Origin of the sequence: Variovorax sp. H27-G14, from assembly GCF_046156345.1 — a bacterium.
Lineage (GTDB): Bacteria > Pseudomonadota > Gammaproteobacteria > Burkholderiales > Burkholderiaceae_C > Variovorax.
The window spans coordinates 602,989-622,465 of the sequence record NZ_JAYLVN010000002.1; the positions used below are offsets into that span (position 1 = coordinate 602,989).

At 66.1% G+C, this 19,477-nt stretch carries 14 protein-coding genes; 5 read left to right on the forward strand and 9 right to left on the reverse strand.

Annotation, left to right across the window (positions count from 1 at the left end; translation table 11 throughout):
- Positions 1–41: 41 nt before the first annotated feature.
- Entirely contained in the window at positions 42–2,648 is a 2,607-nt protein-coding gene (locus VLK31_RS08335; protein ID WP_409167904.1) for a [protein-PII] uridylyltransferase, read from the reverse strand.
- A 22-nt stretch (positions 2,649–2,670) separates the two neighbouring features.
- On the reverse strand, positions 2,671–3,495 hold the full coding sequence (gene map, locus VLK31_RS08340; RefSeq protein WP_409167905.1) for a type I methionyl aminopeptidase: 825 nt from the start codon (positions 3,493–3,495) through the stop codon (positions 2,671–2,673).
- 236 nt (positions 3,496–3,731) lie between these two features.
- Between map and purL the strand changes: the two genes are divergently transcribed.
- Complete coding sequence (purL, locus tag VLK31_RS08345) at positions 3,732–7,706, forward strand: phosphoribosylformylglycinamidine synthase (RefSeq protein ID WP_409168051.1); 3,975 nt, start codon at positions 3,732–3,734, stop codon at positions 7,704–7,706.
- A gap of 7 nt (positions 7,707–7,713) precedes the next feature.
- A complete protein-coding gene (locus VLK31_RS08350; protein ID WP_409167906.1) occupies positions 7,714–8,025 on the forward strand; it encodes a hypothetical protein in 312 nt (103 codons plus the stop codon).
- 18 nt (positions 8,026–8,043) lie between these two features.
- On the opposite strand, the gene VLK31_RS08355 is transcribed toward VLK31_RS08350, so the two are convergent.
- The 7 genes from VLK31_RS08355 to VLK31_RS08385 all read right to left on the reverse strand — a co-directional run bounded on the left by VLK31_RS08355 (position 8,044) and on the right by VLK31_RS08385 (position 14,039).
- A complete protein-coding gene (locus VLK31_RS08355; RefSeq protein ID WP_409167907.1) occupies positions 8,044–8,964 on the reverse strand; it encodes a proline dehydrogenase family protein in 921 nt (306 codons plus the stop codon).
- Positions 8,965–9,243: 279 nt separating this feature from the next.
- Positions 9,244–10,029 (reverse strand): peptidylprolyl isomerase, encoded by a 786-nt coding sequence (locus VLK31_RS08360; protein WP_409167908.1) that lies wholly within the window; start codon positions 10,027–10,029, stop codon positions 9,244–9,246.
- Positions 10,030–10,156: 127 nt separating this feature from the next.
- Positions 10,157–10,435, reverse strand: a complete 279-nt coding sequence (locus VLK31_RS08365; protein ID WP_409167909.1) for a BolA family protein — start codon at positions 10,433–10,435, stop codon at positions 10,157–10,159.
- A complete protein-coding gene (locus VLK31_RS08370) occupies positions 10,432–10,974 on the reverse strand; it encodes a septation protein A (RefSeq protein WP_409167910.1) in 543 nt (180 codons plus the stop codon). The genes VLK31_RS08365 and VLK31_RS08370 overlap by 4 nt, the downstream gene beginning before the upstream one ends.
- Positions 10,971–11,381, reverse strand: a complete 411-nt coding sequence (gene msrB / locus VLK31_RS08375; RefSeq protein WP_409167911.1) for a peptide-methionine (R)-S-oxide reductase MsrB — start codon at positions 11,379–11,381, stop codon at positions 10,971–10,973. The genes VLK31_RS08370 and msrB overlap by 4 nt, the downstream gene beginning before the upstream one ends.
- A complete protein-coding gene (locus tag VLK31_RS08380) occupies positions 11,378–12,871 on the reverse strand; it encodes a protein adenylyltransferase SelO (protein ID WP_409167912.1) in 1,494 nt (497 codons plus the stop codon). Before VLK31_RS08380 ends, msrB begins: the two co-directional genes overlap by 4 nt.
- A gap of 73 nt (positions 12,872–12,944) precedes the next feature.
- Positions 12,945–14,039, reverse strand: coding sequence for an AraC family transcriptional regulator (locus VLK31_RS08385; RefSeq protein WP_409167913.1), 1,095 nt, complete (start codon positions 14,037–14,039; stop codon positions 12,945–12,947).
- Between the two features lie 221 nt (positions 14,040–14,260).
- On the opposite strand from VLK31_RS08385, the gene VLK31_RS08390 reads away from it, so the two are divergent.
- The 3 genes from VLK31_RS08390 to VLK31_RS08400 all read left to right on the forward strand — a co-directional run bounded on the left by VLK31_RS08390 (position 14,261) and on the right by VLK31_RS08400 (position 19,265).
- Positions 14,261–16,027, forward strand: a complete 1,767-nt coding sequence (locus tag VLK31_RS08390) for a carboxylesterase/lipase family protein (RefSeq protein WP_409168052.1) — start codon at positions 14,261–14,263, stop codon at positions 16,025–16,027.
- A 221-nt stretch (positions 16,028–16,248) separates the two neighbouring features.
- On the forward strand, positions 16,249–17,892 hold the full coding sequence (locus tag VLK31_RS08395) for a 3-(methylthio)propionyl-CoA ligase (RefSeq protein WP_409167914.1): 1,644 nt from the start codon (positions 16,249–16,251) through the stop codon (positions 17,890–17,892).
- Positions 17,893–18,035: 143 nt separating this feature from the next.
- Positions 18,036–19,265: a branched-chain amino acid ABC transporter substrate-binding protein gene (locus tag VLK31_RS08400; protein WP_409167915.1), complete on the forward strand. Its 1,230-nt coding sequence runs from the start codon at positions 18,036–18,038 to the stop codon at positions 19,263–19,265.
- Positions 19,266–19,477: the final 212 nt, after the last annotated feature.

The following is a 19,477-nucleotide window of genomic DNA, read 5'->3' on the forward strand; positions in this document are numbered from 1 at the left end:
AAACACGGGATGAGCCCCGGCCAAGCACTGAAATTGGCGGCTCAGGATGCCAGCGCCTCCATCAGCTCCGTTTCGATGGCCAGCTGTGTTTTCTGGCCCTGGAGCTCCGGACCGCTGATAAGAAAGGTGTCTTCCACCCGTTCGCCCAGCGTCGTCACCTTGGCCAGTTGCAGGTTCAGGTGGTGGCGCGCCAGCACCCGGGCCACCGAATACAGCAGGCCGGCCCGGTCGCTGGCCGAAATGTTGAGCAGCCAGCGCTGGGCCTTGTCGTCGGGCAGCAGGCTGATGCGCGGCTTGATCGGAAAGCTGCGCACCCGCCGCGACACGCGGCCCATGCTGGGCGGGGGCAGGGCGCCGGCTTCGGTGAGCGTGTGGCCCAGGCCCGACTCCACCATGCTGATCAGGTCGCGGTAGTGGTCCGGCAGAAAGGTGGTGACCACCTGGAAGGTGTCCAGCGCATAGCCGTTGCTGGTGGTGTGCACCTTGGCGTCAAGAATGCTGAAGGACGACTGGTCGAAGTAGCCGCAGATGCGCGCGAACAGGTCGGGCTGGTCGGGCGTGTACACCACCACCTGCAGCCCTTCGCCCACGGGCGACAGGTGTGCGCGCACCACCGGCGCCGCCTTCGGGTCGATCGGCACGCCCTTGTGCGGCACGAAGCGCGACAGCTGCTTGGCGTGCCAGGCGATCTCGGTGGCGTCGTGGCGCATGAAGTAGCCCACGTCCAGCGTGTCCCACAGCGCCTTGTGCGCCTCGAAGCGCTGGGCGTGCAGGGCCAGCAGCACCAGCGCCTCTCGCTTGCGCGACTCGACCTCTGCGTCCGGGTCGGGCATGCGCCCGCCCAGGGCGCGCAGGGTGAAGCGGTACAGGTCCTCGAGCAGCTTGCCCTTCCACGCATTCCACACACGCGGGGAGGTGCCGCGAATGTCGGCGATGGTCAGCAGGTAGAGGGCGGTGAGGTAGCGCTCGTTGCCCACACGCTTGGCGAATGCGCCGATCACCTCGGGGTCGCTCAGGTCCTGCTTCTGGGCGACCTGGCTCATCACCAGGTGCTCGGCCACCAGAAATTCGATCAGCTTGCCGTCTTCGCGGGCAATGCCGTGCTGCTTGCAGAAGCGCTGCACGTCGCGCGCGCCCAGCGTGGAATGGTCGCCGCCGCGGCCCTTGGCAATGTCGTGGAACAGGGCGGCCACATACAGAATCCAGGGCTTGTCCCAGCCGGCCGCCAGTTGCGAGCAGAACGGGTATTCGTGCGCATGCTCGGCAATGAAGAAGCGCCGCACGTTGCGCAGCACCATCAATATGTGCTGGTCCACCGTGTACACGTGGAACAGGTCGTGCTGCATCTGCCCCACGATGCTGCGGAACACCCGCAGGTAGCGCCCCAGCACCGAGGTCTGGTTCATCAGCCTGAACGCATGCGTGATGCCATAGGGCTGCATCAGGATGCGCATGAAGGTCTGGTGGTTGACCGGGTCGTTGCGAAACTTGCTGTCCATGACGTGGCGCGCGTTGTACAGCGCGCGCAGCGTGCGCGCCGACAGGCCCTGCACGCCAATGGTCTTCTGGTAAAGCAGAAAGGTTTCGAGCACCGCATGCGGCTCGCGCTCGTAGAGGTCGTCGCTGGCAATCTCGATCAGGCCGGCGCGTTCGTAGAAGCGCTCGTTGATGGGCGTGGGCTGCTCGTCGCTGGGCTGCAGGCGCTCCGAAATATTGAGCAGCAGGATCTGGTTGAGCTGCGACACCGCCTTGGCCGCCCAGTAATAGCGGCGCATCAGCGCCTCGCTCGACTTGCGCTGCGACTCTCCCTCGTAGCCGAAGCTGGCCGCCACGGCGGTCTGCAGGTCGAACACCAGGCGGTCTTCGCGGCGGTTGGCAATCACGTGCAGCCGGGCGCGAATGAGCGAAAGCAGCGCTTCGTTGCGCTTGATCTGCTGCGCCTCGAACGAGGTGGCCAGGCCGTTCTTGGCCAGATCGTCCCAGCGGCTGCCGAAGCCGGCGGCCTTGGTCATCCACAAGATGGTCTGCAGGTCGCGCAGGCCGCCGGGCGATTCCTTGCAGTTGGGTTCCAGCGCGTAGGGCGTGTTGTCGAACTTCTGGTGGCGGTGGCGCATTTCCTGCGACTTGGCCACGAAGAAAGCCTGCGGGTCGATGGCGCGGGTGAAGCGGCGGCGAAACGCCGTGAACAGCTTCTTGTCTCCCACGATCAGGCGCGCCTCGAGCAGCGAGGTCTGCACGGTGACGTCTTTTTCGGCCTCGGCCAGGCACTCTTCGACGGTGCGCACGCTGGAGCCTATTTCGAGGCCCGCGTCCCAGCAATGGCCGATGAAGGCCTCGATGCGGGCGGGCTCGACCGCGTTCTCGTGGCCTTCGGGCGGCAGCAGCAGCAGCACGTCGACGTCGGAGTACGGAAACAGCTCCCCGCGCCCGAAGCCGCCCACCGCCGCCAGGCTCAGCGCCTCGCCAAAGCCGGCCTCCTGCCACAGGGCACTGAGCGTTTCGTCGGCCAGCGCCGAGAGCTGGCGCAGCACCGTGTGCACGCTGCGGGTGGGGGCCCGCGCAAAACGCAGGGTGTCGAACAGGGCGAGCTTCTTGGCGCGATAGGCTTCGCGCAGCGTCGCCACGTCGATCTTGGCTGCTTCGATCACGTGCGGGGAACGCGTGGACGCGTCAGGTTTTGGTGGAGGTAACGAAGGACGGCAGCGGGGGGCTGCCGGCGGACAGGGTCAGCACTTCGTAGCCGGTCTCGGTGACCAGCACCGTGTGCTCCCACTGGGCCGACAGCGAATGGTCGCGCGTGACGATGGTCCAGCCGTCGTACTGGCCGCCCTTGAAGTCTTCCTTCACCTCGCGCTTGCCGGCGTTGATCATGGGCTCGATCGTGAAGATCATGCCGGGCTTGAGCTCTTCCAGCGTGCCCGGGCGGCCGTAGTGCAGCACCTGGGGTTCTTCATGAAAGCGCTGGCCCACGCCGTGGCCGCAGAACTCGCGCACGATCGTGAAACCCAGGCCTTCGGCGAACTTCTGAATCGCATGGCCCACGTCGCCCAGGTGCGCGCCGGGGCGCACCTGCAGGATGCCGTGCCACATGGCCTCGAAGGTGATGCTGCACAGGCGCTTGGCGGCAATGGAGGCGTCGCCGATCACATACATGCGGCTGTTGTCGCCGAACCAGCCGTCCTTGATGACGGTCACGTCGACGTTCATGATGTCGCCCTTTTTCAGGGGCTTGTCATTGGGAATGCCGTGGCAGACCACGTGGTTGACCGAGGTGCACAGCGACTTGGGAAAGGGCACGCTGCTGGCGCCCATGTAGCCCACCGTCGCCGAGGTGGTGCCCTGCTTGACCATGTACTCGGCGGCGAGCCGGTCGACATCGTTGGTCGTGATGCCGGGCTTGATCAGGGGCGTGAGGTAATCCAGCACCTCTGAGGCAAGGCGGCAGGCGACCCGCATGGCTTCGATGCCCGCAGCGTCTTTGTAGTTAATGCTCATCCCGGAATTATCCCATCGGCTGGATGAACCTGCCCCCAACGCGGGCCATCGTGTCCCCGCCGCATCCCGAAGGGCGCGGCCATCCCGGCAAGGCCCGGCGATGGCCTAAAATTCCGGGTTAACGCGGATGCCCCCAGTCAGCGGCCATCCGCCTCGATTCCTTGATTCCCAACGCGGCCCCCGAGGCCCCATCGACCGTGACGCAGCCCGCACTTCAAGCCCTTCCTGTCGTAACCATGTTCGAGGGCGGCAGCGCGCTCAGCGACTTCCGCGCGCGCCAGCTGCTGCCCAGGCTGCAGGCCATCGAGCCGCGCATCGAGGGCATTTCGGCCCGTTTCGTGCACCTCGTGGTGACCGATGCCTCGCTTGACGCCACCGACCGCGCGCGTTTTGCCGCGCTGCTGACCTACGGTGAGTCCTTTGAGGCGCCGGCCAAGGCAACCACCTCGGTTATGGTCACACCCCGCCTGGGCACCGTGTCGCCCTGGGCCTCCAAGGCCACCGACATCGCCCACAACTGCGGTCTGGCGCTGCGCCGGGTCGAGCGCGTCACGCAGTACCACCTGAAGCTCAAGGCCCCGCTGATCGGCAAGGCCCCGGTGCTCGAAGGTGACGCGCTGGCCGCCGCGGCCGGCCCGCTGCACGACCGCATGACCGAATCGGTGCTGGCCACCGTGGAGCAGGCGGCCAGCCTGTTCAGCGAACTGCCGGCCCAGCCGATGGCGCAGGTTGACGTGCTCACCGGCGGGCGCACGGCGCTGGTGGCGGCCAACACCGGCTTTGGCCTGGCGCTGGCGGAAGACGAAATCGACTACCTGGTGGACGCCTTCACGCGGCTGGGCCGCAACCCCAGCGACGTCGAACTCATGATGTTCGCGCAGGCCAACAGCGAGCACTGCCGCCACAAGATCTTCAACGCCGACTTCACCATCGACGGCAAGGTGCAGCCGCAAAGCCTGTTCTCGATGATTCGCCACACCGAGAAGCAGAACCCGCAGCACACCGTCATCGCCTATGCCGACAACGCATCGGTGATGGAAGGCGCGACCATCGAGCGCTTCATTCCGGCCAATGGCTCGCAGAGCTACCAGAAAGACAGCGCGCTGACCCACGTGCTGATGAAGGTAGAAACGCACAACCACCCGACCGCCATTTCCCCGTTCCCGGGCGCCTCCACCGGCGCGGGCGGCGAAATTCGCGACGAAGGCGCTACCGGCCGCGGCTCCAAGCCCAAGGCCGGCCTGACCGGTTTCACCGTGTCCAGGCTGTGGCCCGAAGACGGCCACTACGGCAAGCCCGAGCACATTGCCAGCCCGCTGCAGATCATGACCGAGGGCCCGCTGGGCGGCGCCGCGTTCAACAACGAGTTTGGCCGTCCCAACCTGCTGGGCTACTTCCGCGAGTACGAGCAGGCCGTGGCAAGCGACATCGACACCGTGCAGCGCGGCTACCACAAGCCCATCATGATCGCCGGCGGCCTGGGCAGCATCGACGCCACGCAGACCAAGAAAATTCTGTTCCCGGCCGGATCTTTGCTGATCCAGCTCGGCGGCCCCGGCATGCGCATCGGCATGGGCGGCAGCGCCGCCAGCTCCATGGCCACCGGCGCCAACGCGGCCGAGCTCGACTTCGACTCCGTGCAGCGCGGCAACCCCGAAATCGAACGCCGTGCGCAAGAGGTCATCAACCACTGCTGGCAGCAGGGCGCGGCCAACCCCATCCTGGCGATCCACGACGTGGGCGCTGGCGGCCTGAGCAATGCCTTCCCCGAGCTGACCAACGACGCCGGCCGTGGCGCGCGCTTCGACCTGCGCGCTGTGCCGCTCGAAGAGTCGGGCATGGCGCCCAAGGAAATCTGGTGCAACGAGAGCCAGGAGCGCTACGTGCTGGCCATCGCGCCCGAGTCGCTCGAACAGTTCAAGGCCTTCTGCGAGCGCGAGCGCTGCCCGTTCTCGGTGGTCGGCGTGGCGACCGAAGAGCGCCAGCTGCTGGTGTCCGACGAAGGCGCCAACGTGCAGCCCGTCGACATGCCCATGGACGTGCTGCTCGGCAAGCCGCCCAAGATGCACCGCGACGTGAAGGCGGTTGCCCGCACCTTCAAGCCGCTCGACCTGACCGGCGTCGACCTGCGCAAGGCCGCCATCGATGTGCTTGCGCACCCGACCGTCGCGTCCAAGCGCTTCCTCATCACCATCGGCGATCGCACCGTGGGCGGCATGAGCCACCGCGACCAGATGGTCGGCCCGTGGCAGGTGCCCGTGGCCGACTGCGCCGTGACGCTGGCCGACTACACCGGCTTTGCCGGCGAAGCCATGAGCATGGGCGAGCGCACGCCGCTGGCCGCGCTGGACGCGCCGGCCTCCGGCCGCATGGCCGTGGCCGAGGCCATCACCAACCTGCTGGCCGCGCCCATCGAACTCTCGCGCGTCAAGCTGTCGGCCAACTGGATGGCCGCTTGCGGCGAGCCCGGTGAAGACGCCGCGTTGTACGAAACCGTGAAGGCCGTGGGCCTGGAGCTGTGCCCGGCGCTGGGCGTGTCGATTCCGGTCGGCAAGGATTCGCTCTCCATGCGCACCCAGTGGAAGGACGACGGCCAGGCCAAGAAGGTCACCTCGCCCGTGAGCCTGATCGTCACCGCCTTCGCCTCGCTGGCCGACGTGCGCGGCACGCTCACGCCGCAGCTGAACGCCGAAGAAGCCGACACCACGCTCGTGCTGATCGACCTGGGCCGTGGCCAGCACCGCATGGCCGGCAGCATCCTTGCGCAAACGCTCAATCAGACCGGCGACACCGTGCCCGACCTGGACGACCCGGCGCAACTGGTGGCGCTGGTCAATGCGGTGAACGCGCTGCGCGCCGAAGGCAAGATCCTGGCCATGCACGACCGCAGCGACGGCGGCCTGTTTGCCACCGCGTGCGAGATGGCCTTTGCCGGCCACGTGGGCGTGGCGCTGAATGTGGACATGCTGGTCACCGAAGGCGACGGCATTTCCGACAGCCGCATGGAAACCGGCGACGCCAAGAACTGGGCGCAGCAAGTCAGCGCGCGGCGCGAGGAGCTCACGCTCAAGGCGCTGTTCAACGAAGAGCTGGGCATGGTGCTGCAGGTGCGCACGTCGGAGCGCAACGAAGTCATGCAACTGCTGCGCACCCACGGCCTGAGCGCACACAGCCACTTTGTCGGCAAGACGCGACCGGCCAGCTCGGCCATGGACGCGGGCAAGGGCAAGCTCGAAGTGTGGCGCGACGCCAAGTCGGTGTTCAGCGCCAGCCTGCACGACCTGCACCAGGTGTGGGACTCGGTCAGCTGGAAGATCGCCCGCGAGCGCGACAACCCCGCCTGCGCCGACGCCGAGCACACCGCGGCGGGCTTGCCTTCGGACCCCGGCATGCATGTCTTTCTCCCCAATACGCAGACGCAGCCTGCAGCCCCGGCCATCCTCCAGTCGCGCCCCAAGGTCGCGATCCTGCGCGAGCAGGGCGTCAACTCGCACGTCGAGATGGCCTACGCCTTCACCGAAGCCGGCTTCGAGGCCTTCGACGTCCACATGACCGATCTGCAGACGGGCAGGGCGGACCTTGCCAACTTCAAGGGCGTGGTGGCCTGCGGCGGCTTCAGCTACGGCGACACGCTGGGCGCGGGCATCGGCTGGGCGCGCAGCATCACCTTCAACCCGAAGCTGGCCGAGCAGTTCAAGACCTTCTTCGGCCGCGCCGACACCTTCGGCCTGGGCGTGTGCAACGGCTGCCAGATGTTCGCCGAGCTGGCCGACATCATTCCGGGCGCCGACGCCTGGCCGCGCTTCACCACCAACCAGAGCGAGCGCTTCGAGGCCCGCCTGTCGATGGTCGAAGTGCTCGAGTCGCCCAGCCTCTTCTTCGCGGGCTTGGCCGGCAGCCGCCTGCCGATTGCGGTGGCGCACGGCGAGGGCTATGCCAACTTCAAGCACCGCGGCGACGCGGCCAAGGCCATCGGCGCCATGCGCTTCGTGGACAACCACGGCCAGCCGACCGAGCAGTACCCGTTCAACCCGAACGGCAGCGCGGGTGGCCTGACCTCTGTGACCACGCCGGATGGGCGGTTCACCGCGGTGATGCCGCACCCGGAGCGGGTGTTTCGCAACATTCAGATGAGCTGGACGCCAGGGGACAGGAGCGAATTGAGCCCTTGGATGCAGATCTGGCGCAATGCGCGCAAGTGGGTGGGGTGAACGGTCCATGCTCGACCTCGATCACCCGCGAAGCCGGCATGTGCTGGAAGCGGCCCGGATCGAGTACTTGATTCGCAAGCTGTTGCTGGCGTGGCGCAAGGACGAGGCCACGGCTTCATCCGCGCGCAGCGAGATCCTGCAAGTGCTGCTACCGCAGCTCGAAGCACTCAACGCCGCGCACTTCGGCGCTTCAACGGACATCTACCGCACGCTCGATGCGCTGGGCAGGTCGGTGCAAGGCGGCGACGCCGGCAAGGCCTGGCAAGCGTTCGCAGCGCTCGAAGCTCCGGGGGGCAACTTTGGCACCTGGGCCATCTGAAGCCCAAGTGCAGCGCGCTCAGCGCCTCAGCATCGCCCGCACCAGATAACCCGCGATCTGCGGGTTCTCCTTGATGCGCCGCGTGCTGTAGCCGTACCAGTCCTTGCCATAAGGCACGTAGATGCGGACCCGAAAGCCGGCTTGCAGCAGGCGGTCGCGCAACGGCTCGCACACACCCAGCAGCATCTGAAATTCAAAGCGCGATCTATCGATGTTTCGGTGGCGCGCCAGCGCCATCACGCTGTCGATCAATTCCGCGTCGTGCGTGGCGATGCCGACGAAAGTGTCCGTGTCGAAACACCGGCCCACGTGATGCAGAAAGTGCGCGTTGATGGCGCGCCTGTCTTGCCATGCACCGTCCACCAGATGCCGGCGGTCTTCGACATAGATGCCCTTGCACAGCCGCAAGTTTTGCCCCGGCCCGAGCAGTGGCTCTATATCGCGGTAGGTGCGCTGAAGGTACGCCTGCAGCACAAGACCGACGTTCGCGTGCCGCAGCCGCAGCCTCAGCCTCAGCCGACCGAACAGATCGATCTCCCTTTGCGTGCAGCTTGCGTCTTCCATGTCGATGCGAACGAAGTTGCCGTGGCGCGCTGCTGCATCGACGATGCGCAATAGGCTTTGCTCGCAACGCGCTTCGTCCAGCAGCAGGCCCAGCGCGGAAGGTTTGACCGACACGTTGGCAGCGAGCCCGTGGGCATGAAGCGCATCGAGCACTTCGACGTATTCATCGGCCGTGCGCTCGGCCTGCCGCAGGTCCGCCACGAGTTCGCCAAGTACATCGACGGTGGCAGTGCAGCCCAGTGCATTGAGCTCGCGGATGCGCGCGACAGCCTCGCCGACGCTGCTGCCGGCAATGTAGCGACGAGATGCTTTTTGAACGAGCGCGCGCGGAACCAGGGGGATGGCGAGCGCCATCAGTGCGTTGAATGTGAGCACAGGAATTTCCCAAAACGAAAGAACGACGACGGCCCCGCCAAGTTGCGGCGGGGCAGGGCAACGCCACCAGGGCTGTGCATTCGTGAAGGAGCACAGCGCCAGAGGGCGGTCAGTTCTTTGCGGAGGGAGGCCAGGCTGCGGCTTGCATTCGGATGGGCTTGGCGTGGGTGTGCGTGAAGGCCGCGAGTGTCGCAGATGGCAAAGGTGACGCGGCCAGGCAATGCCAGCCCCAAAAGAAAAGCGACCCGAAGGTCGCTTGTCCTTTGCGCTGAGACCGAGTTACTCGACCTTCGCCTTCGCGCGCAGGTCTTCCTGGTACTTCTGCAGGCGCTGCTGCTGCAGCTGCTGCGTGATCTGCGGCTTGACTTCTTCCATCTTCGGCAGCTGTGCCTGGCGGATGTCGTCCACGCGGATGATGTGATAACCGAACTGGGTCTTCACCGGGGCGGGGGTGGTTTCGCCCTTCTTGAGCTTGATCATCGCTTCCGAGAACTCGGGCACGAAGTTGGCGGGGTTGGCCCAGTCGAGGTCGCCGCCGTTGGCGCCCGAACCCGGGTCCTTGCTCTGCTTCTTGGCGATGTCTTCGAACTTGGCGCCCTTCTTCAGGTCGGCCATGATCTTCTTGGCCTGGTCTTCGGTTTCCACCAGGATGTGGCGCGCCTTGTATTCCTTGCCGCCATTGGCCGCCACGAACTTGTCGTACTCGGCCTTCACGTCGGCGTCGGTCACCGGGTTGGTCTTGCGGTAGTTCTCGAACAGCGCGCGAATCAGGATGGCCTGGCGGGCGAGTTCGAGCTGGTTCTTGTAGTCCTCGCCGGTGTCCAGGCCTTGATTCTGGGCTTCCTGCATGAACACTTCGCGTGCCACGATTTCCTCGCGCAGCTGGCTTTGCATTTCAGGCGTCACCGGGCGGCCGGCGGCTGCCAGTTGCTGGGCCAGAACGTCCATGCGGGCCTTGGGCACCGGCTTGCCGTTCACGATGGCTGCGTTCTGCGCCAGTGCCGACGTGGACATGGCACCGAGCAGCACTGCGGCCGCGACGGCCTGCAAGATTTGTTTTTTCATGGAATGAATATCAAGCTGGGAAGGAAATGCGCGTGTAGGAAAAAGCGCGTGAAGGAAAGCAGAGAGAGGCGGGAAGCACAGAAGGGGCCGGTGGCCGCAGCGCGCATTCAGCGTGCGACCGATCGACTCAGAGCACCTCGATGGCGATGGCGTGCAGACCCTGTGCGATAAAAACCTGGAGGGCATCATACACAAGCCGATGCCGCGCCACGCGGGGCTTTCCGTCGAACAGGGGGGAGGCGATGCGCACCCTGAAATGGGTGCCGTGGCCCTCTGCATTGGCGCCCGAATGGCCCGCGTGCGCGGCGCTTTCGTCGATCACCTCGAGCTGCGTGGGCGCCAGCGCTTCGCGCAGCGCCGCCTCCAGGGCGGCCACGGTGGGCAGTGGAATGGTGGTGCCGGTCATGCCGCTGGCTTGTCTTCGTTCTTCAGGTGCGGCGCAATGTACAGGCCTTGTGCCACCAGAAAGACGATGGGGAACACATAGCCCCAGAGCTTGAAGTTGACCCAGGCCTCGGTCGTGAAGTACGCCGCCACGTAGGCATTGATGAGCGCCATGAACAGGCAATAACCGATCCACGCCACATTGAGCCGGCCCCAGATGCGCTCCGGCAGCTCCAGCTGCTGGCCCAGCAGCATCTTCAGAAAGTTCTTCTTCAGGGCCCACACGGCCACGGCCAGCGCGATGGCCATGGCGCCGTACAGCACGGTGGGCTTCCACTTGATGAAGCGGTCGTCGTGCAGCACCAGCGTGAGCGTGCCGAACAGCAGGATCAGCACCAGCGTGGCCTTCTGCATGGCCTGCAGCTTGCGCTCCATGGCGTAGATGATCGCCATCTGCACCACGGTGGCGGCCATCAGCACGCCGGTGGCGGTGTAGATGTCGCCCAGCTTGTAGGCGCCGAAGAACAGCAGGATGGGAAAGAAGTCGAGGAGCAGTTTCATTTTTTCTGGAAGTCGAGCGACGCGGAATTCATGCAGTAGCGCAGGCCGGTTTCGGTCGGGCCGTCGGGGAACACGTGGCCCAGATGGGCGCCGCAACCGGCGCACACGTTCTCGGTGCGCACCATGCCGTGCGTGCGGTCCACGATGTTGCGAATGGCGCCCGGCACCGCCTCTTGCGAGAAGCTGGGCCAGCCGCAGCCGGCGTCGAACTTGGTGGCGGCGTCGAACAGCTTGGCGCCGCAGCACACGCAGTGGTAGGTGCCGTCGTCCCAATGCGCTTCGTATTTGCCGGTGAAGGGGCGTTCGGTGGCGGCGTGGCGGGTTACTTCGAACGCGGCCGGTTCGGCGCCTTTTTCAGCGAGCAGCGCTTTCCATTCGGCGTCGGTTTTCTGTACGGGCGTGGTCATGAGGAGCAGCTGATTTCGATGGTGGAGGCCCAGTCGGGCGGGAAGCCGGCGTACGCGTCGGCGCCGGGGTGTTCGTCAAAGGGGGTTTCCAGCAGGGCCAGCAAGGTTGCCACACCCGAGTGGTCTTTTTGCTGACTTGATTCGATGGCTTGCTGCCCCAGGTGGTTCCGCAGCACGAACTTGGGGTTGGATTTGAGCATCAAGTCGGCCGCTTGCGCGCGCTCGCCGGTCTTGTGCCGCTCTGAAAACAATAGCATCCAGGCGTCGAAGCCTTCGCGGTCAAGGAACAGGTCGCGCACTGGTTCGGCGTTGCCGTCGGCCATGAAGTGCGACAGGCGCCGCCAGAAGATCGTGTAGTCGACCTTGCCCGCGGCCAGCAGCTTGAGCACGCCTTCTATCAGCGCGCGGTCGCCTTCGGCCGCATCCGCAAGGCCCAGCTTGGCGCGCATGCGGCCTTCGAACGCGGCGGGGAACACGGTCTTGTAAGACTCCAGCGCGGCCACGGCCACCTCTTGCTCGCCGATCAGCGGCAGCAGCGCCTGCGCCAGGCAGAACAGGTTCCAGTACGCGACGTTGGGTTGCTGGTTGAAGGCGTAGCGACCGCTGGTGTCGCTGTGGTTGCAGATGTGGCCCGGGTCGAAGCCGTCCAGAAACTGGAACGGGCCGTAGTCGATGGTGAGCCCCAGGATGCTCATGTTGTCGGTGTTCATCACCCCGTGGCAGAAGCCCACGGCCTGCCATTGGGCAAGCAGGGCGGCGGTGCGTTCGCTCACGGCCTCCAGGAACGCCGCGTACGCGTTGCCGCCGAAGCGATCGGTGCTGCGGCAGGCCGGGTAGTAGCGGTCGATGACGTAGTCGGCCAGGGCGCGCAACTCGTCGTCGCGCTGGTTGGCGGCAAAGTGTTCGAAGTGGCCGAAGCGCACGAAGCTCGGCGCCACGCGAGTGACGACGGCCGCGCTTTCCAGCTCTTCGCGCCGCACGCGGGCGTCGGAGCCCGTGACGCACAGCGCGCGGGTGGTCGGAATGCCGAGGCCGTGCATGGCTTCGCTGCACAAAAATTCGCGGATGCTGGAGCGCAGCACCGCGCGGCCGTCGCCACCGCGCGAATAGGGCGTGCGGCCGGCGCCTTTCATCTGCACTTCGAGCTTGCCCTGGCTCCCGAGGTCGGCCTCGCCGACAAGGATGGCGCGGCCGTCGCCCAGTTGCCCCGCCCACACGCCGAACTGGTGGCCGCTGTAGACGGTGGCCAGGGGCTGTGTGCCGGCGATGGGCAGGCTGCCCGTGAGGGCGGCGAGGGTGGTGGGGGAGGCGTGCCAGTCGGGCGGCAAGCCCAGGTCGCGCGCAACGGCTTCGCTGCGGCCCACCCAGTAAGGGTCGGGCAGGGGCGTGGGTCGCAATTCAGTAAAAAACGCGGGCCCGAGGGTCGCGAATCCGGGTTTCCAGCGCAATCCAAGGTCGGCGACCTCTGTGTCTTCGGCAAGCAGGCTCATGAGGCGGATTGTCCGGCAGAGCGCGTAACCCCTGGCCTGGCGGGCCATCGGGCCCCCGGTGCTCTTCAGGTGCTCAGGCCGCCAGCGGCGCCGCGCCGTCCCAGATGCGCGCCCGGTACTGCGCCGGTGGCACGCCGAACCAGCGCTTGCACGCGCGAAAGAAGTTGCTGCTGTCCACGAAGCCCAGCATGTCGGCCACGGCCGTGAGCGTGTGGCGCTCTTCGGCCAGGTACTGCTGCGCCAGCTCGCGGCGGGTGCGGTCGAGCAGGCCCTGGAAAGACTCCGACTCTTCCTGCAGCCGGCGCTGCAAGGTGCGCTCGGCCAGCCCCAGGCCCGACGCCACGTCCTGGCGGCGAGGCTCGCCGTGTTGGAGCCGGCGCGCAATTTCCGCGCACACCAGGCTGCTGGTGGTGGTCTGACCCAGCAGGTCGAGCTGGTCGTCGAGCAGGTGCTCCTGCATCTCGCCCAGCGTGGCGTGGTGGGTGGGCAGCGGCATGGCAAGGTCGGCGGCCGAAATCAGCATGCGGTTGGCCGCCGCATTGAAGCGCACGTCGCAGCCGAAGGCTTCGCGGTGGCGGTGGTCGTCGGCCGGCGCGGCATAGACGAACTCCATGGCCAGCGGATGCAGCTCGCGCCGCGTGAGCCACTGGCATTGCACGAGCGTGGTGAGCAGCGCGTATTCCACGCGCTGGCGCGGAATGGGCAGGCTGCCGCCGGTGTGTTCCATCACCAGCCAGCGCCCGCGCGCGTCGTGCTCCAGCGAGAAGGCGGTGGCGTCGGAGATCACAGCCATGTAGCGGGCCAGCCGCGTGAGCGACGCGCCCAGGTCGGGGCTGCAGGCCATGGCATGGCCGACCGTGCCCAGCTTGCTGTGGGTAGAGGCGAAGTCGCGGTGCAGGCCCAGCGTGGCGCGGCCGGCGCGTGCCACCGCCAGCTGCCACAGCACGGTGATTTCGTCGACCGGAATGCGCGCGTTCTGCCGGTGCAGCGAGTCGGGGTCGAAGCCGGCGTCGCGCAGCAGACAGGGCACGTCCAGCCCCTCGGCTTCGAACATCGACAGCACGCCTTCGAGCCATGCGGCCGAGCTGGTGCGCAGCTCCGGCTGCGTGCAGCCAGGGCGGCGCGACGGCCTGCGCGAATGGTGCGGGAGGAAGGCTCCTGAAGTCATTGAATTGGCTCGCTTGCGATAGCGGTGAAACCGGCGCCTGTTTCTAGAATTTTTTGTGCGCGGCGGCCGGACGAACGAAACGGCCCGAAGTATGGCCGCCGCGCACCAAGCCAGGAATTCCGATTAACCCGGTGTGGAGACAAAACATGAAGACAAAGCCAACAACACAAAACCAGGGTGTGGCAACGAAGAGCGCGAAGGCCAGGGCCAAGGCCATCGCCATGGTGTCGACCGCGGCCGCCGCTGCGGCCCTGGCCTCGCTCGCGGCCTGCGGCGGCGGATCGTCCGGCGGGGCCGGCTTCGCTTTCTTGCCGAGCGCGCCCGCGCCGGCACCCGCGCCCCCACCACCGGCGCCCGACGGCCCCATGGTGCGCCAGACCACCGCCGGCAAGATCGAAGGCGTGGACGACAGCGCCGCGTCGGGCACCTATTTCTGGAAGGGTGTTCCTTTTGCCAAGGCGCCGGTCGGCGACCTGCGCTGGCGCGCGCCGGCCGAGCCCGAGGCCTGGAGCGGCATTCGCCCGGCCAAGACCTTCGGCGCCGCCTGCCTGCAGATCGGCCGCATCTTCGGGCCCGGCACCAACAACACCTACGACGCCACCATCGCCGCCACGCTGGGCCAGCCGCTGGGCAGCGAAGACTGCCTGTTCGTCAACGTGTGGCGCCCGGCCAGCACCGACAAGAACCTGCCGGTGCTGCTGTTCGTGCACGGCGGCAGCAATGTTTCTGGCTATACGGCCGACCCGCTGTACGACGGCGCCAAGCTGGCCAAGGCCACCAACGCGGTGGTCATCACCGCCAGCTACCGGCTGGGCGTGCTCGGCTTCCTGAACGTGCCGCAGCTGCGCCCCGGCGGCAACGCGGGCGACGACTCGGGCAACTTCGCGCTGCTCGACAACATGGCCGCGCTGCGCTACATCCAGAACAACGTGGCCACCTTCGGCGGCGACCCAGGCAACGTCACGCTGTCGGGCGAGTCGGCCGGCGCCACCAACCTGCTGGCCGTCATGACCTCGCCGATGGCCAAGGGCCTGTTCCACAAGGTCATCGAAATGAGCGGCGGCATCTCGCTGGCTAGCAACCTGGCGGGCAAGCCGGGCGCTTCGCCGGCGCTGTACCCGGCGGCGGTGTCGCTGGCGCAGGGCGACGGCATTCTGAAGAGCCTACTGGTTGCCGACGGCACCGCGGCCAACTCTGGCGCCGCTGCCACCTATATCGCCTCGCGCACGCCGGCGCAAATTGCCGAGTACATGCGCTCGAAGGAGGGCGGGGCCTTGCTGACGACGGTGCTCAAGGCCGGGCTGGGCAGCGTCGCGCCCATTCCCGACGGCACGGTGCTTCCCCTGAACCCGATCGACGCCATTGCCGCCGACCAGTATGTGAAGGTGCCGACCCTTGCGGGCAACACGCGTGAAGAAGGCAAGCTCTTCGCCTCGCTGCTGACCACGCCCCCGGGCTGGAAGATCGACGACGCGAAGCGCCTCACGCTGATGATGAACTTCGACCCCGACGCTTCCACGCAGACGCTCACCACGGGCGACATCGTCGATGCGTCCTACCTGCCGGTAGCAACGCCGGGCACGGGCTTCAACGACCGCACCCAGCTCTTCACCAAGCTGCTGTTCGAGGCCAACCGCGACAACCTGCTCGACACCATGAAGACGCGGCAGTCCAACCTGTGGAGCTACCGGCTCGACTGGGCGCAGGAGGCCTACCCCTGGAACGAGGTGTACGGCGCCGCGCATGCGTTCGATCTGCCGTTCGTGTTCGGCAATTTCGGGCCGTCGGTGCTGTCGAACGTCGTTGGCGGCAAGGCCAACGAGAAGGGGCGCCTGGCCCTGTCGGCCGCCGTCATGGCCAGCGTGGGCGCGTTCATGCGCAAGGGCGATCCGAACACGGCCGAACTGGGCGCCACCTGGGCGGCATGGCCGTCGCAGTTGCGCTTCGACGCGACGCTGACGGAATCGAAGATCAGCGTGGCCCCCTGAGGCCCGGGCCGGCCTGCGCGTGCACCCAGCCGCACCAACGTGGTGACAGTGCACGCGGGAACCGGCCTGAGCGCGCCGGCCTGGCGCCGACTTGAGCCCGGCTCGAGCCGCTTCGTTCCATCGTGCAGTGCGGGTTTGTGTCATTGTGGAAGTGGCCGAAGCTTGCGTGAATCCTTCGATCGCCAAGTTTTAATGAAGTCATTTCTTTTAGGAGTCTGTAGATGCTGGGTTTGATGCAAGACCAACCGCTTTTGATCTCGTCGCTGATCGAGTTCGTCGAGCGCCACAACGGTGACGGCGAGATCGTCTCGCGCCGCGTGGAGGGCGACATTCACCGCTGCACGTGGCGCGACATCGCATCGCGCGCCAAGCAGGTGGCCAATGCGCTGGACGGCGAGCAACTGCTGTTCAGCGACCGCATTGCCACCCTGGCCTGGAACGGCTACCGCCACCTGGAGCTGTACTACGGCGTGAGCGGCAGCGGCCGGGTGCTGCACACCATCAACCCGCGCCTGCACCCTGACCAGATCGCGTGGATCGCCAACCACGCCGAAGACCAGATCCTGTGCTTCGACCTGAGCTTTCTGCCGCTGGTGCAGGCGGTGCACGCCCGGTGCCCCACCATCCGCAAGTGGGTGGCGCTGTGCGACGCCGACAAGCTGCCCGTCGACAGCGGCGTGCCCAACCTGGTGAGCTACGAAAGCTGGATGGGCACGCAGCCCACCGACTACGAATGGCCCAGCTTCGACGAGAACTCGGCCTCCAGCATGTGCTACACGAGCGGCACCACGGGCAACCCGAAGGCCGCGCTGTACAGCCACCGCTCCACGCTGCTGCATGCGTACGCCGCCGCGCTGCCCGACGTCATGCGCCTGTCGGCGCAAGACTCTGTGCTGCCGGTGGTGCCCATGTTCCACGTCAATGCCTGGGGCATTCCGTATTCGGCGGCGCTGGTGGGCTGCAAACTGGTGTTCCCTGGGCCGGCGCTGGACGGCAAGTCGGTGTACGAGCTGATCGAGGCCGAAGGCGTTACCTTCGCGGCCGGTGTGCCGACCGTTTGGCAGATGCTGCTGGGCCACATGCAGGCCAACGACCTGAAGTTCAGCAAGCTCAACCGCACCGTGATCGGTGGCTCGGCCTGCCCGCCGGCCATGATCACGGCCTTTGGCACGCTGTACAACGTGGAGGTGCTGCATGCCTGGGGCATGACCGAGATGAGCCCGCTGGGCACGCTGTGCACGCTGAAGAACAAGCACCTGTCGCTGCCGGCCGATGCGCAGCTGCAGATCCGCATGAAGCAGGGTCGCGCCATCTTCGGCGTCGACATGAAGATCGTCGATGGCCAGGGCAACGAGCTGCCCTGGGACGGCAAGGCCTACGGCGACCTGCTGGTCAAGGGCCCGTGGATCGTCAAGGAATACTTCAAGGGCGAGGGCGGCAACCCGCTGATTCCCGATGCGCGCAACCGCGGCTGGTTTCCCACCGGCGACGTGGCCACCATCGACGCCGAGGGCTACCTGCAGATCACCGACCGCAGCAAGGACGTGATCAAGTCCGGCGGCGAGTGGATCAGCTCCATCGAGATCGAGAACATTGCCGTGGCGCACCCCGCCGTGGCCATGGCCGCCTGCATCGGCGTGTTCCACCCCAAGTGGGACGAGCGCCCGATCATCGCCGTGGCGAAGAAGCCCGGCGGCGAGGTCAGCCGCGAAGAGCTGCTGAAGTTCTACGAAGGCAAGACCGCCAAGTGGCAGATCCCCGATGACGTGGTGTTCGTCGAGGCCATTCCCATCGGTGCCACCGGGAAGATTCTGAAGACCAAGCTGCGCGAGCTGCTCAAGGACTACAAGCTGCCCACCCCCTGAACCCACAGGCAGAGCCCTGCCGCACTGTCGCGCACGCGATAGGAAAGCCGCCCCGGCGGCATTCCTTGCGGGCAATCCCTGTGCGGTGAAAAAAAGGGCGCTTGTACGCTGCGATTCCGCCAATCAAAAACTGGAGACTCTTCATGCAATTTGCTATCAAGTCAGTAGCTGCCTGCGCAATGTTGGTGGCCGCTGCCGCCGCATCCGCTCAAAAGGGCGAGACCGTCAAGGTCGCCTGGCTCGACCCGCTTTCGGGCCTCATGGCCGCGGTCGGCACCAACCAGCTCAAGACCACGCAATTCCTTGCTGAAGAGTTCAACAAGAAGAACCAGTCGGGCGTGAAGTTCGAGATCATCGGCATCGACAACAAGCTCAGCCCGCAGGAGACCACCGCGGCGCTGCGTTCCGCGCAGGACCAGGGCGCGCGCTACATCATGCAGGGCAACGGCTCGGGCCCGGCGCTGGCGATCATCGACGCCATCGAGAAGAACAACTCGCGCAACCCCGGCAAAGAGCTGCTGTTCATGAACTACGCGGCGGTCGACCCCGACCTGACCAACAGCAAGTGCAGCTACTGGCACTTTCGGGTGGACGCCGACACCTCCATGAAGATGGAGGCGCTCACCGCCTGGATGAAGGACCAGCCCGACATCAAGAAGGTGTACCTGCTCGGCCAGAACTATGCGCACGGCGTGCAGGTGGCCAAGTACGCCAAGGAAGACCTGAAGGTCAAGCGCCCCGACATCCAGATCGTGGGCGAAGACCTGCACCCGCTCGCGCAGGTGCGCGACTTCTCTCCCTACATCGCCAAGATCAAGGCCTCGGGCGCGGACACCGTCATTACCGGCAACTGGGGCTCCGACCTGTCGCTGCTGATCAAGGCGGCCAACGACTCGGGCCTGAACGTCAAGTTTCTGACCTACTATGCGCCGGGCGCCGGCACCCCCACGGCCATGGGCGCCACGTCGGACGGCAAGGTCTACACCGTGGCCTACGCCCACTACAACATGGGCGGGGAAATTCAGCAGCTGCTCAACGGCTACAAGAAGCGCATGAACGACGACCTGACGCAGGCCTCGATCTATCACGTGTTCGCGCTGCTCGACGCCGCCTTCGCCAAGACCAAGTCGACCGACCCGGTGAAGGTGGCCGCGGCGCTGGAAGGCATGAAGATCAAGAGCTTCAACGGCGAGGTCGAGATGCGCAAGACCGACCACCAGCTGCAGCAGGGCCTCTATATCTCGCGCTGGGAAAAGGCCAGCGCCAAGTACCCGTACGACGCGGAGAACACCGGCTACACCAACGTGCCGGTGAAGTACTACGAGTCGTACGTGGCAAGCACGCCCACCACCTGCCAGATGAAGCGCCCCTGAGGGGGAGCGGCGCGCGCTTTTTGCACTGTTTCTACCCACCGGTAGCAAAAACCTACCCACCGGTAGAAAGCAAGCGAAAAGCGTGTCGCATGCGCGATAGAAACGGGCCTTTGCGGCACCCCCCTTACGGGCATTCCCTGAGGGGAGGGGCTTCAAACGCTTGTACGCTCGTACAGCGTTTTGATTCGGTTCTGAATCGGTTTGACCAGGAG